This window comes from Oceaniglobus sp. K40-3 (assembly GCF_055808395.1).
Genome location: NZ_JBVVRW010000004.1, coordinates 147707 through 160865, shown reverse-complemented (window position 1 = coordinate 160865; position 13159 = coordinate 147707). Strand labels below are relative to the sequence as shown.

General features: G+C 60.4%; 9 protein-coding genes and 2 pseudogenes. 5 read left to right on the top strand and 6 right to left on the bottom strand.

From position 1 onward, the window contains the following. The first annotated feature begins 80 nt into the window (after positions 1-80). The 5 genes from AC0L7P_RS20185 to AC0L7P_RS20165 all read left to right on the top strand — a co-directional run bounded on the left by AC0L7P_RS20185 (position 81) and on the right by AC0L7P_RS20165 (position 5644). Positions 81-1049, top strand: coding sequence for an ABC transporter substrate-binding protein (locus AC0L7P_RS20185; RefSeq protein ID WP_473435915.1), 969 nt, complete (start codon positions 81-83; stop codon positions 1047-1049). 78 nt (positions 1050-1127) lie between these two features. Beyond that, the gene (locus AC0L7P_RS20180; RefSeq protein WP_473435914.1) at positions 1128-2684 is read left to right on the top strand and encodes a sugar ABC transporter ATP-binding protein; all 1557 of its coding nucleotides are present in this window, start codon (positions 1128-1130) and stop codon (positions 2682-2684) included. Then, positions 2677-3660 carry an ABC transporter permease gene (locus AC0L7P_RS20175; RefSeq protein WP_473435913.1) on the top strand — a complete coding sequence of 328 codons (984 nt, stop codon included), beginning with the start codon at positions 2677-2679 and terminating at the stop codon, positions 3658-3660. The genes AC0L7P_RS20180 and AC0L7P_RS20175 overlap by 8 nt, the downstream gene beginning before the upstream one ends. Beyond that, complete coding sequence (locus AC0L7P_RS20170; RefSeq protein ID WP_473435912.1) at positions 3657-4637, top strand: ABC transporter permease; 981 nt, start codon at positions 3657-3659, stop codon at positions 4635-4637. Before AC0L7P_RS20175 ends, AC0L7P_RS20170 begins: the two co-directional genes overlap by 4 nt. After that, positions 4634-5644, top strand: a complete 1011-nt coding sequence (locus AC0L7P_RS20165) for an aldose epimerase family protein (RefSeq protein WP_473435911.1) — start codon at positions 4634-4636, stop codon at positions 5642-5644. Before AC0L7P_RS20170 ends, AC0L7P_RS20165 begins: the two co-directional genes overlap by 4 nt. A 16-nt stretch (positions 5645-5660) precedes the next feature. Here AC0L7P_RS20165 and AC0L7P_RS20160 read toward each other — a convergent pair whose 3' ends face one another. The 6 genes and pseudogenes from AC0L7P_RS20160 to lsrA all read right to left on the bottom strand — a co-directional run bounded on the left by AC0L7P_RS20160 (position 5661) and on the right by lsrA (position 12989). Continuing rightward, complete coding sequence (locus AC0L7P_RS20160) at positions 5661-6860, bottom strand: MFS transporter (RefSeq protein ID WP_473435910.1); 1200 nt, start codon at positions 6858-6860, stop codon at positions 5661-5663. 105 nt (positions 6861-6965) lie between these two features. Next, positions 6966-8221 (bottom strand): annotated as a pseudogene (locus tag AC0L7P_RS20155) (LVIVD repeat-containing protein). Between the two features lie 169 nt (positions 8222-8390). Then, entirely contained in the window at positions 8391-9419 is a 1029-nt protein-coding gene (lsrB, locus tag AC0L7P_RS20150) for an autoinducer 2 ABC transporter substrate-binding protein LsrB (protein ID WP_473435909.1), read from the bottom strand. A gap of 13 nt (positions 9420-9432) precedes the next feature. After that, positions 9433-10434: an ABC transporter permease subunit gene (locus tag AC0L7P_RS20145; protein ID WP_473435908.1), complete on the bottom strand. Its 1002-nt coding sequence runs from the start codon at positions 10432-10434 to the stop codon at positions 9433-9435. Beyond that, positions 10431-11474, bottom strand: a complete 1044-nt coding sequence (locus AC0L7P_RS20140; RefSeq protein WP_473435907.1) for an ABC transporter permease subunit — start codon at positions 11472-11474, stop codon at positions 10431-10433. Before AC0L7P_RS20140 ends, AC0L7P_RS20145 begins: the two co-directional genes overlap by 4 nt. Next, positions 11471-12989 (bottom strand): annotated as a pseudogene (gene lsrA, locus AC0L7P_RS20135) (autoinducer 2 ABC transporter ATP-binding protein LsrA). The gene AC0L7P_RS20140 and the pseudogene lsrA overlap by 4 nt, the downstream one beginning before the upstream one ends. Positions 12990-13159 lie beyond the last annotated feature (170 nt).

Genomic DNA, 13159 nt, shown 5'->3' with positions numbered 1-13159 from the left:
AAATAGTCATTGACTTATAAATATAAATAGCACAGCGTTTCCCCGTGTCCACATCTATCGGCCTTTGGGAGGAGACCAGAATGAGCATTTCACGTCGTCGTCTTATGATTACCGCAGGTGCCGCCGCCTTTGCCCGCGCCGCCTTTGCAAGCGCCCCGCCACTGGCCGTCAAGGACAGCTATAAGGTTGGTTTTGCACAAACCGAAAGCAACAACCCCTGGCGCCTGGCCCAGACCCAATCAATGAAAGACGAAGCCGCCGCGCGGGGCTGGCAGCTTGTCTATACCGACGCTGCGGGATCTGCCGCCAAGCAGGTTTCGGACGTGAATTCGATGATTGCCCAAGGTGTCGATCTGATTTTTCTCGCTCCGCGCGAAGAAATTCCGCTGATTCCCGCCATCCGTTCGGCCAAGGGTGCCGGCATTCCGGTGATCCTGCTGGACCGCAACGTCGATCCGTCACTGGCCACCGCCGGCGAAGATTACGTGACCTTCATCGGGTCGGATTTCATCGAGGAAGGAAAACGGGTTGCCGATTGGCTGGTCGCCAATGCAAATGGCAAATCCAAGATCATCGAACTTGAGGGCACCACCGGTTCGTCCCCCGCCAATGACCGCAAAAAGGGCTTTGACGACGTGATCAACGCAACCGAGGGCTTTACCATCCTCGCATCGCAGACCGGCGATTTCTCACGGGATATGGGCCGTCAGGTGGCCGAAACGCTGCTTCAGGCCCACCCCGACGCCGATGTGATCTATGCCCACAACGATGAAATGGCCATTGGCGCGATTTCCGCAATCGAGGCCGCAGGCAAAGTGCCGGGCAAGGACGTGATAATCCTGTCGATCGATGGTGGCAAAGAGATCGTGCAGCTGATCATTGACGGCAAGGTTGCCGCCGTCTGTGAATGCAGCCCCCTGTTTGGCCCCAAGGCATATCAAACCGCAGTGGACTATGCGAGCGGCGCCGATATTCCGGCCAAGCTGATCAACCCTGACCGGTTTTATGACAGCTCCAACGCCAAGGAAAGCCTGGCTGCCGCCTACTGACATCGCATCAAAGGGGGTGGCACCGGCTGCCGCCCCCTGCTTACCCCCACCATTCTGCTTTGCTATACAGGAGTGCCCATGGCGCCCCCGCTGTTGACCATCCAATCCGTGACCAAGACGTTTGGCGGCATCACCGCCCTTGCCGATGCGTCGCTGACCGTGGAAACGGGCGAAGTTCACGCTTTGATCGGTCAGAACGGCGCCGGAAAATCCACGCTGATCAAGGTGCTGACCGGGTACCACCGCAAGACCACGGGCGATGTGCGGTTTCTTGGCGCGCCGTTCGAAGTTGCATCGCCGCGCGCCGCGCAGGATGCGGGGATCAGCACGATTTATCAGGAAATCAATCTTGTTCCCCAACGTTCGGTCGCGGAAAACATCTGTCTGGGGCGGGAAACGCGCCGGTTCGGTCTGCTGGACTGGCGCGCCATGCGGGCCGAGGCGCGGCGGCTGCTGGCGCGTTTCAACCTGACCCTGGATGTAGATGCGCCACTGGCGCATTTTGCCACTGCAACACAACAGATGGTCGCCATTGCCCGCGCGGTCGGCTTTTCGGCCCGTCTGGTGATCATGGATGAACCCACATCATCGCTGGATGATCGCGAGGTTCAGGTGCTGTTCGACGTGATCCGTGGATTGCGCGATGATGGCATATCGGTGCTGTTCGTCAGTCACCGGCTGGACGAACTTTATGCTGTCTGTGACCGGGTGACGATCATGCGCGATGGCCGCACGGTGAAAGTCGCCCCGTTGCCGGACATCGGCAAGATGGATCTTGTCTCGACGATGCTGGGCCGCGATGTGGCCCGCTCCGAAGGCCACGCCACCGGGTTTGGTGCACCGGGGCGCGCGCGCGGTGCCACCGTGCTCGAGGCTACGGGCCTGTCGGACGGCGCCCTTGCGCGCGATGTGTCGCTGGCCGTGGGCGAGGGTGAAATTATCGGGCTGGCCGGTTTGCTGGGGGCGGGACGGTCGGAAACCGCGCGACTGATCTTTGGCGACATGGCGCCACGGGCCGGGGCGATGACACTTGACGCCGCCCCCCACCGGCCCCAGGCCCCGGCCGAAGCGATTGCCGCCGGTCTGGGATTTTGCACCGAAGACCGCAAAGAGGAAGGGATCGTGCCGCACATGAGCGTGGCCGACAACATGATGCTGGCCCTGCGCCCGGCGCTGGGGCGAAGCGGAATTGTGGATGCCGCCCGGCAGCATGCCATTGCTCTGGATTTCATCGAAAGGCTGAAAATCAAATGCACCGGCCCGGAGCAGAAGATCAGCGAACTGTCGGGGGGCAATCAGCAAAAGGTGCTTTTGGCGCGCTGGCTGTCGATGTCGCCCCGGCTGTTGATCCTCGACGAACCAACCCGCGGGATCGATGTGGGCGCCAAGGACGAAATCCAGCGATTGATCCGGTCGCTGGCCGACAAGGGGCTGGCGGTGCTGATGATCTCGTCCGAACTGGAGGAAGTGGTGGAAGGCGCCGATCGCGTGTTCGTTCTGCGTGATGGCATCACCGTCGCCGATATTGCCCGCGCGGGTCTGAGCGAAAACGCCGTTCTGGCCGCCATGGCCGAAGGTCCGGTCCACGGCGGCCCGGGCGACGATGGCACATTGGCGGGACCTGCCCATGTCTGACACTGCTGTGGCCCGTCGCATCACCCTGACCGGCATCCTTGCCAGATACGGTACCGGAATTGCCTTTGGGCTGCTTGTTCTGTTCAATCTCGCCGTCACGCCAAATTTTGCCACCATGCAAACCCTGAACGTGAACCTTACACAGGTCTGCGCCATCGTCATTGTCGCTATCGGAATGACATTGGTGATCGCCACCGGAGGCATTGATCTGTCGGTCGGATCGCTGATGGCCATCGCCGGGGCCATCGCGCCGATGGTGTTCATGGGCAAATTGTTCGCCATTGGTTCGTTGCCGCTGGCCGTTACCTTGGGCATCGGTCTGGCCATTGGGGCGGCGGCCCTGTGCGGGGCGTTCAATGGCTGGTTGATTGCACGGTTTCGCATCCAGCCCATCGTCGCCACGCTGGTTCTGTTCATCGCCGGACGCGGGATTGCGCAGGTGATGACCAACGGCAACATTCAGGTGTTCCGGGTGCCGGAGTTTCAATTCATCGGGCTGGGCCGGATTGCGGGATTGCCGGTGCAGGTGATCATCATGGTGGTGATTGCCGTACTGGCGGCGCTGATGCTGGCGCGCACCAACCTTGGCCGACAGATTCTGGCGATCGGCGGCAACGAACGCGCCGCCCGCCTGTCCGGTATTGCCACGGGGCGGGTCAAGATCATGGTCTATGCCCTGTCCGGCGCGTTGGCGGGGGTGGCCGGGCTGATCGTGATCGCGATCAATTCGGCGTCGGATGCCAACCTTGTGGGCAAGAACATGGAGCTTGACGCCATTGCCGCCGTCGCCGTTGGGGGTACTTTGCTCAGCGGGGGGCGGGCGACGATCATCGGCACGATCCTTGGCGCCCTGACCATCCAACTGGTGCGCTATACGCTGCTGGCCAACGGGGTGCCCGATGCGGCCGCGCTGGTGGTCAAGGCCGCGATCATTGTCGGCGCCGTCTGGTTGCAGGAACGGGGGCGGTCGGCATGAGCGGCAAGATAAACACCGGCCGGCTGCTGGCCAGCTACGGGGTGGTTCTGGCACTGGCGCTGGTGATCCTGTTTGGCTGGCTGCGCTATGACAACTTTCTTGGCGCTTTCAACATTCTCAGCGTCCTGCGCTATAACTCGATGTTCGCGCTGGTTGCTTTGGGGATGTGTTTTGTCATCATGACCGAAGGGATCGACCTGTCTGTCGGTTCGGTTGCCGCCCTTGGCTCTGTTGTGGCAGCGCATGCCAGCCCCTATGGCCTGCTCCCCGGAATGCTGGCAGGGGTCGGGGCCGGATTGGCGGTGGGCGCGCTGAACGGGCTGATCGTGACGCGGTTAAAGATCATGCCCTTCATTGTCACCCTGGCGACGATGCTGGGGGCCAGCGGTACGGCGTTGTTGCTGGCGGACAACAAATCGATCGCCGTATCCTATGCGACAGATTTCACATGGCTGGGACAGGGCAATCTGTTGGGCCTGCCGGTGCCTGCGTTGATCGCGCTTGCGGCCTATATCGCCGGGTCTGTCGTTCTGAACCTTACCAGCACGGGGCGCACGGTTTTGTCCATCGGGGGCAACGAAGATGCCGCGCGGATGATGGGGTTGCCGGTGGGGCGGGTGAAATTCCTTGTCTATCTCGCCTCGGGCGGGTGCGCGGGATTGGCCGGGGTCATACTGGCCGCCCAGTTCGGGGCCGGTCAACCCATCGAAGGCGTCGGGTGGGAACTGTTCGCCATTGCCGCTGTCGTTGTCGGGGGCACCCTTTTGACCGGTGGTTCCGGGTCGGTTGTCACCACATTGGCGGGCGTTCTTTTGCTGGGCGTGGTATTCAACGTCCTGAATTTCGAAAACGGCAAGGGCTGGATTTCACTTTCGGCCTATTGGCAGTCGGTGATCCGCGGGCTGTTCCTGCTGGCGGTGGTCATGTTGCAGGCCCAACTGACCAACCGGGCCGGCCGGGGCGCGGGCGCGCGATGACAATACCGCTGCACGGCGCCGTGCGGTTTGCCCGGCACGGTGGGCGGGACATCCACCAGATCACCCTGACATCGGACAGCGGTTTTCAGGCCAAGGTTCTGACCTGGGGCGCGGTGATCCGTGATCTGTCACTGCTGCGCAACAATGACCGACAGCCCATCGTTCTGGGCTTTGACGATTTTGCGCCCTATCCCGCCCTGTCACCCTATTTCGGTGCGGTGGTGGGGCGATATGCCAACCGCATCGCGCAGGGGCAATTCACGCTCGACGGCCAACGATACACCCTGGACCGCAACGAGAACCAGCGTCACACCCTGCACGGCGGGAACGGGGGTATCTCCGGACGGATCTGGAATATCCTGGATCATTCAGCCAGTCATGTCTTGCTTGGGCTGCACACGGGCGATGGCGATCAGGGGTTTCCCGGCGCCGTCGATCTGACGTGCCTCTACACCATTGGACCGGGTGACAGGCTTGCCATGCAACTGGGCGCCATGACCGACCGGCCAACACCGGTCAGCCTTGCCCAGCACAGCTATTTCAACCTTGAGGGGGGCGGCGACCTGTCAGGGCATATGTTGCAGCTTTTTGCCGATGCCTATACCCCCGTCGATGCAGGCAAGATCCCCACCGGCAAAATCACCGGGGTTGTCGCGACGCAGTTCGATTTCCGCCGGCCCCGCGCCTTTGGTCCCGAAATGCTGGATCATAACTTTGTGCTGCGCCCGGGGGGCACCCTGCGCCCGGCCGCCATACTGACCGCAGCACGCGCCGGGCTGCGCCTGCACATCGACACCACGCAACCAGGGATTCAGGTCTATGACGGGTCGATGATCGAACCGGGCCTTGTCGGATTGGGCGGCCGTATCTATGGCCCGAATTCCGGTGTCTGTCTTGAAACACAGGCATTTCCCGACAGCCCCAACCAGCCGGATTTTCCCTGTACGATCCTGCGCCCCGGCGCAATTTATGCACAGCGAACGACCTATCTTGTCGAAAGGCTCTGATCGCCGTGAATGCCGGTCATGATGAAGCGGCCCGCGCTGCATCAACCCGTACCGATATGAAAAACACGACAAGGCCACCACCCCCCAGCAGGGCCGCCGCATATCCTATGGATGCAACACCATAGCCCCAACTGATTGTCAGGCCACCGACAAACGCACCGATGGCATTCGCGGTGTTGAATGCGGCGTGGTTCAGCGACGCAGCCAGGGTTTGCCCCTCTGCGGCCACGTCCATCAATCGGGTCTGCAACGCAACCGCCATGACGGCAAAAGCCCCCACACAAAACAGGCTTGCCAGTGCCAGCGGCGCATAGGATGCCGTGAACGGCAATGTCACCGAAACGCAGATGTTAAAGACAAGCAGCCCACCGATGGTTTTCATCAGAGCCTTGTCCACGCAATAGGCGCCCAGCGTATTGCCCGTCGCCATACCCAACCCGAACAAAGCCAGCGACGGTGGAATCCAGGCTGGTGAAATCTGTGCGACCTCGCTCAGAAGGGGCACGATATACGAAATGACGGCAAACATACCGCCACAGCCGATGACACCAATTCCCAGCGTAAGCCAAACCTGCGAATGGCGCAGCGCGCCAAGCTCGGTCAGGGGGCTGGCAATGGCGGACCCCGGGCTATCTGGTACAAACCGCATCACAAGCAACCATGACAGCGCGCTGACGACCGCCACAAAAACGAATGCAGGCCGCCAGCCCAACGTCTGCCCCATCCAGGCAGACAAGGGCAGCCCAAGCAAGGTGGACATGGTCAGGCCCAGCATCACATAACCCACCGCCCGCGCCCGGTGGGTCGATGGCACCATCGACGCGGCAACAAGGGCCGCAAGGCCAAAAAAGGCCCCATGGGGAAGCCCCGCCACGAACCGCGACAGGAACAACGTGGAATAGGTTGGCGATGCCGCGCTCGCAACATTGGCCAGCACAAAGAAACCCAGCATCGCCAGCAACACGGCGCGCCGTGGCAATCTCGCCGCGAAGACCGCAATCAGTGGCGCCCCAACCACAACCCCAAGGGCATAGGCGCTGATCAGATGCCCCGCTTGCGGCTCTGTCACCCCAATATCCTGCGCCAGGTCAGGCAGCAGGCCCATGATGACGAATTCTCCGGTGCCGATCCCGAATGTACCGACGCCAAGGGCAAGAACGGCCAACCACGTGGCCAATGTGATCGTTGAGGGAACCGAGTCTGATGGGAACGACACGAATATACCTGCCTTTGAGAATGCGATTGTTTCAGCGCGGAACAGGAAACCGGCCACGCACATGGCATGACCGGCGTTGGGCGCTCCGTCAGGGAGGGGCGCAGGTCAGCCGAGGTATTCAGCGATATACAGGCCCAGACCGGCGAAATCGGTGATATACATCAGGCGGTTTTCGTCCACAAAAACATCGGTCGTATTCGCCACCAGCGGCCTGCCCTTGCGGTGATCCACCAGACGTTTCGGCGCAGGCGGCACAAAGGCGCCGACCTCGACCGGGGCATATTGATCGCGGATATCAAAAATGCGCAGTCCGGCATTCTGATAGGTCGCAAAGATCAATTCATCGCTGACAAAGCTGCCGGGACGGTTTTCATGAATGTTATGAGGCCCGAAATGCCCCCCGATTGCCTTGTAATCCTGATCTTTTGGTTTGGGCAGGGTCGAAATGCTGATCGGGTTTGACGGCTCGCGGATGTCGAACAACCAGATCGGTTTGTCGCCATCCTCTTCGTTGTCAAGAACGGCTTCGTCCACCACCACCAGAAGATCACGATCGGGCAATGGCACACAATTATGGGTGCCGCCGCCAAACGGAGGTGACCAGATCGTATGCGAGATAAGCTTGGGATCGCTGCGGTCACTGATGTCAAGCATGACAAGACAGCCATCGCGCCATCCGCAATAGGCGGTATCGCCATGCACGATGGGGTGATGCAGGCTGTAACGCCCGTCGTCCGTCGGCCATTTCCCGACCTCGCCCGCCGCCGTATGCTGACCGGGCAACCAATACCGGCCTGCGATCGTCGGGCGGGTCGGGTCGGCCATGTCGATCGAGATGAAAATAAAGTCAGAGAACCCGTCGAATTTTGCCGAGGCATAGGCCCAGCGGCCGCCGGAATACCAGATCCGGTGCAGCCCGACACCTTCGATGTCGAGAAACCCGATCTGGCGCGGCTTTTCGGGATTGGACAGATCATAAACCGCCATGCCCGCCGACCAGTTCTTTTCGGTCGGTGCAAGGATCGCGCCGCCTGCTGTCGGCTTGTAATAGGCGCGTTCGTCTTCCACCACGTCCGGAATGGAATATTGATCCTGCGCATGCACGACCAGCAACAGATTGTCATGAACCTGCAAATGAAGGTTCCACGTATTGGGCGGTGCAGGCACGAAATTTACGGTTCGCGGGTTTCGGGGTCTTTCACGTCAATGATCGTGAAACCCTTGGAAAAGATATGGCCCACATAGGCATAGCCCTTTTCGACCATGACCTGTGTGCCATCCAGCCGCCCGCCCTGATCGGAATGTCCCAGGATGCGGACGTTCTTGAGGTATGCCGGTTCGAGGATGTTGTCCTGAAGCATCGTGGTTCTCCGTTTTGGTGGCCCGCTTGCGGGCACATTTCACCCGGCCGGTTCCATGCAAAAACCGGTGCCGTGCCCAAGCGGGCGGATGTTGATTGGAAAGTGGGGTTATCCGGGCACGGCCCTGCATGCCCGGATGATGTGGCGTGGCGCCCTCTGGCGCGGTGCCTCAGAAATCGTAGTCGGCGATGTTGTCCTTGGTGAATTCAACACGCTCGGGCAGAACGATGATCCCGTTGCCATCGGCCTCGTAATCCCAGCCCTGCACCGCGTTCGGTTCGACCGTCACTTTGCCGACACCGGGCACATCGATTGAATCTCCGACGTTGAGCGGGCCATTCTTGAGAACATAATCAGCGACATAGATCGTGATCTTGCCTTGCTTGGTGACATCCCAAAGGCCGAAACGCTCCAGCGAGCCGCGCTCGATATAGGGGCGCATCACGTTGGGGGTGGAAAAGCCGGCGATCGTTACATCCTTGGTGCGACCAAGGTTTTCAGCGGCCTGCACGGCGGCGGGCAGCGCGGTTGCATCGGGGGCAATGATCGCATCCAGATCGGGATAGGCGTTCAGGATACTTTCGGCGCCCTGCAACGATTTCTGCGCATCCTGATACCCGTATTGGGTCGTCACGATTTCCCAGGTCGGGTGATCTTCGGCGATCTTCTGCTTGGCGATTTCAACCCACTGGTTCTGGTCGGTCACAGTCGGACTGGAGTAAAACAACGCGACTTTCGCATCGTCCTTTTTGATACCCTTGGCCGCCATATCAACCAGCATCGCCCCCAGTTGCGGCGGTGTGCCCTGGCTGACATGATAAGAACGGCACTTGGGGTCAACGTCGCTGTCAAATGTCAGGATCAACGCGCCACGGCTGTGGGCCCGATCAAGGGCGGGGCACAATCCATCGGGCGACAGGCTGGCGATCGCGATGGCGTCATAGCCCTGGTTGGAAAAGTTGTTGATGAACTGGACCTGCGCGGAAACGCTGGGTTCGGTCGGGCCGTCATAGGTAACTTCGTCGCCCAATTCCTTGCCGGCTGCCATCGCGCCGTTGCCAAGGCTGGTGAAAACACCGATGCCCACAAGCTTTGGAATAAAGGCGATGCGGGCCTCTTCGGCGTGCAAGGCAATGCTGCTGGCAAGAAGACCGGCACTTACTGTGACTGTGGCAAGCCACGGGGTCAATTTCGACATATTACTCTCCCTTTTATTTGTCTGGGTACAGGGTTGGCGCCCGAAAGAACGTCAACAACGATACACCGTCAGCCAGATGACGCCCGCTGACGGCGATAAGGAGGAGCGCCCCGGAAAGCGCGCCTGAAATCTGACTGGAAACGCCGCTCATCTGCAGGCCCTGCTGAAGATAGCCAACAAGAAGGGTCGCTATAAGCGTGCCGAAAATGGTGCCCTTGCCGCCATAGACCGAGGCCCCGCCCAAAGCGACGGCAGTGACGGCCGAAAGAAGGGTCTGTGTCCCGAGGTCAGTACGGGCCGACCCGAAATAAGACGTCAGCACCAGACCAGCGACAGCGGCAAAGACGCCCAGCAGAACATATGTCCACATCCTGACGCGATCCACCGGCATGCCGTTATAGGTGGCTGCCTTTTCGCTTAGCCCGACAAGGTAAACCATGCGCCCGAACCGGGTATACTGAAGCACGGCACCCAGGATCAGCGCCTCGATCAGCAGAACACTCAGCGGCATCGGCAGGCCAAGGATGTTCATATTGGCAATGTCGGTGAAAAAGCGCGGAAACCCCCCGATGCCCTCGTATCCGCCAGCACCGACAGAGCCGGTCAGAACGACAGCGATGCCGGAAAACAGATACAGCGACCCAAGCGTCACAACCAGCGGCTGTATGCGCGATGTCAGGATAATCGCTGCATTGAACAGCCCGCACAGCGCCCCCGCCAGAACGGACAGAACCATCGCCACCGGCACGCTCAGCCCGAAATGAACGGCAACCCCGAACACGATGGCGCACAGCCCGATCACCGAGGCAAAGGACACATCAATGCCCCCGGCAATGATCACGAGTGTCAGCGGCAAAGCGACGATGCCGATCTGCACAAAGTCACTGGTGGAATAAAGCAGGCTGGACGTCCGCAGGAATCGCGGGTTGATCGCGCCAAAGATCAGGATCTCTGCAATCAGCAGGAAGACCAGAAAGGCTTCCCAACGCACAAGTCCTTGCAACACGCGGCTCATTGCTCACCTCCTGAGGTCGTCGTCATGGCGGGGGATGCCGGGGCGCGGTCCTGGCCCTTGTCGGCGTCAGGATGGATGGCATAGCGTTTCGCGCGGATGGATTTGTCGATCAGCAACCGCAACCGCCCATCCACCATCAGCACAAGCAACAACATCGCGCCTGCAATCAGGTCGTTCCAATATCCCGGAATACGCAGATAGATCAGCGCGCTGTCGATCGAGGTCAGGAAAAACACGGCGATGACAAGCCCCGCCACCGTTCCGCTGCCCCCCAAAAGGCTGACGCCGCCCAACACACAGGCCGCGATGACCCGCAGTTCGATCCCCGCCCCCGCCTGCCCGGGCAGAAACCCGATCTGCGCCGCGAATATGATGCCGCCGACCGCGCTCAGCAAACCCGCGAACACAAAGACCAACAGTTCGATCCGCCGCACCGGCAGGCCAATGTGGCGCGCCGCTTCGCGGTTGTCCCCAACCGCATAGACAAACCGGCCCCGGCGCGTTTTCGATAGGAACAGATGCGCCACAAGGACAAGCGCGATCACGAAAAAGATCAGCACCGGAAAGCCCGCGAACCTGGGGCTGGCCAGCGCCTTGAGGCTTTGCGGCAGGTTTTCGATCCAGACGCCGCCGGTCATGATCAGCAACAATCCGCGGTAAAGGCCCAGCGTTCCCAGGGTGGCAATGATGGCCGGAACACCGATGACAGACACCAGAACACCGTTCAGCAACCCGGCAAGCGCGCCCGCACACAACGCCCCCGCCATGGCCAGCGGCAACGCCACCTGTGCCTGCAACAGAACCCCCAGAACCGCCGCGCTCAGACCAAGTGTCGAGCCGACAGAAACGTCGATATTGCGGGTCAGCAGCACGCCCATGACCCCCAACGACACCGTCATCATGATCATGCCGTTGATCAGGATCGTGCGCACCGTCGTGAACGACAGGAAACCGGGCGCAAAGGCACCGATCATCAAAAAGCTGATCACGGTGATGAAAAGCAAGGATGCAGTGCGGTTCTTGCTGAAGAAATGGATCACAGTGAAACCTCCGCCGAGAATGCGAGCCGGGCGATGGATTTGACCGTCACGTCGGCCTTTTCCAGCGTCCCCGACACATGGCCATGGGCCATGACGGCAACCCGATCGCAGACTTCTTCGATTTCATCAAAGTCGGACGAGATGACGATCATTGCCGTCCCCGCCGCCGCGAGCGCGAAAATGATGTTATAGATGTCGGCGCGGGCGGCCACATCAACGCCGCGCGTGGGTTCATCCAGAATAAGAACCTGTGGTTTCGCCGCCAGACACCGGGCCAGCAGCACTTTTTGCTGATTGCCACCGGACAACCGCAGAACATGCTGCCCCGTATTGCGGCACTTGATGCCCAGATCGCGAACAAAGCCGTCGGCCCGGGCGTTTTCGGCCCCCCGCCCGAGAGCGCAGGCAGGCGGTGCATGATCGCCGCCGAGACATTCCAACTGATCGGCGCCTCAAGAAACAGGCCATTCGATTGGCGGTCTTCCGGCAGATAGATCAGCCCAAGATCCGCGCAGATGCTTGGAGAGGCCTGTTGAATATCCTTGCCGGAAAGGATGCGGCGCCCGCCCGAAAGCGCGCGAAGGCCCACGATCGTTTCCGCCAGCTCGGTGCGCCCGGCCCCGACAACGCCGGCAATCCCGAGGATTTCACCGCGCTTCAACGCCAGCGACACATCCTCAAAGCCTTCGCCGCTCAGCCGCTCCAGCCGAAGCACCACCTCATCCGCCGCATGCGACACGCCGCGCCGGGCGCGTTCGGCCATGGCGTCGGTCATTGCCTCGACGATCTTGTCGTCGGAAATATCCGCAATCGGCCCGGAATGCACCATCACGCCATCCCGCAGGATCGTGATCTCGTCACAAATCTCGCGCACTTCGCGCAGCTTGTGCGAGATAAAGATAATGCCCATCCCCCCGCTACCAGCCGCCGCATTGTGGCAAACAGGGCATTCGCCTCGCGCGGGGTCAGGGCCGATGTCGGTTCGTCCAGAATAAGGAACGACGCATCACGGATCAGCCCGCGCAGGATTTCGATAATCTGGCGATCTGCGATTTCCAGCGATCCGGCGATTGCCTCCAGATCGAGAGAAACGCCCATTTCGCGGATGAATTCATCCAACTTGGCACCAAGCGCCGCGTTGCTGCCCGGCACGCCGATAACGATGTTTTCATAAACCGTCAGGCTGGCGAAAACATGCGCCTCTTGCGGAACAAGATACAGGCCCAGCTTGTGCGCCCTGATGGCACTGGCGGGGCGCAGTTCCTGGCCACCGATGAACACGTCACCCTTATCCGCCTTGGTCAAACCGGCGATCACGCGCATCAGGGTCGATTTTCCCGCGCCATTGCCGCCAAGCAATGCATGGATCTGGCCGCGGTCAAGCTGAAGGGAAACCCCTTTCAGGACAGGCGTTCCCGCATAGCCCTTCCAGACATCGCGAACGGTGACACCTTCGGCGCTAAGACTCACGTCGTTCTCCCCCACTCCGTGTTCATTTGTATCGTCTGAAAACATACGAACAGCAAATTCCATCACCGGTCAAGCTTAATCTAAGCCCGAAATCACCCCGCCACCTTAAAGACAGGCACACCAGCCAAAACAATCACAGACAATGAGGAAGGGTGTAAATTCCGCCATATACGTATATTATAAAGACATTTATGACAAAGCCGCACGCCCGGCAT

Excerpts from the sequence above, each read along its gene's own strand:
- AC0L7P_RS20185 (WP_473435915.1), top strand. The coding sequence starts at position 81 with ATGAGCATTTCACGTCGTCGTCTTATGATTACCGCAGGTGCCGCCGCC.
- AC0L7P_RS20180 (WP_473435914.1), top strand. The coding sequence starts at position 1,128 with ATGGCGCCCCCGCTGTTGACCATCCAATCCGTGACCAAGACGTTTGGC.
- AC0L7P_RS20175 (WP_473435913.1), top strand. The coding sequence starts at position 2,677 with ATGTCTGACACTGCTGTGGCCCGTCGCATCACCCTGACCGGCATCCTT.
- AC0L7P_RS20170 (WP_473435912.1), top strand. The coding sequence starts at position 3,657 with ATGAGCGGCAAGATAAACACCGGCCGGCTGCTGGCCAGCTACGGGGTG.
- AC0L7P_RS20165 (WP_473435911.1), top strand. The coding sequence starts at position 4,634 with ATGACAATACCGCTGCACGGCGCCGTGCGGTTTGCCCGGCACGGTGGG.
- lsrB (WP_473435909.1), bottom strand. The coding sequence starts at position 9,419 with ATGTCGAAATTGACCCCGTGGCTTGCCACAGTCACAGTAAGTGCCGGT.
- AC0L7P_RS20145 (WP_473435908.1), bottom strand. The coding sequence starts at position 10,434 with ATGAGCCGCGTGTTGCAAGGACTTGTGCGTTGGGAAGCCTTTCTGGTC.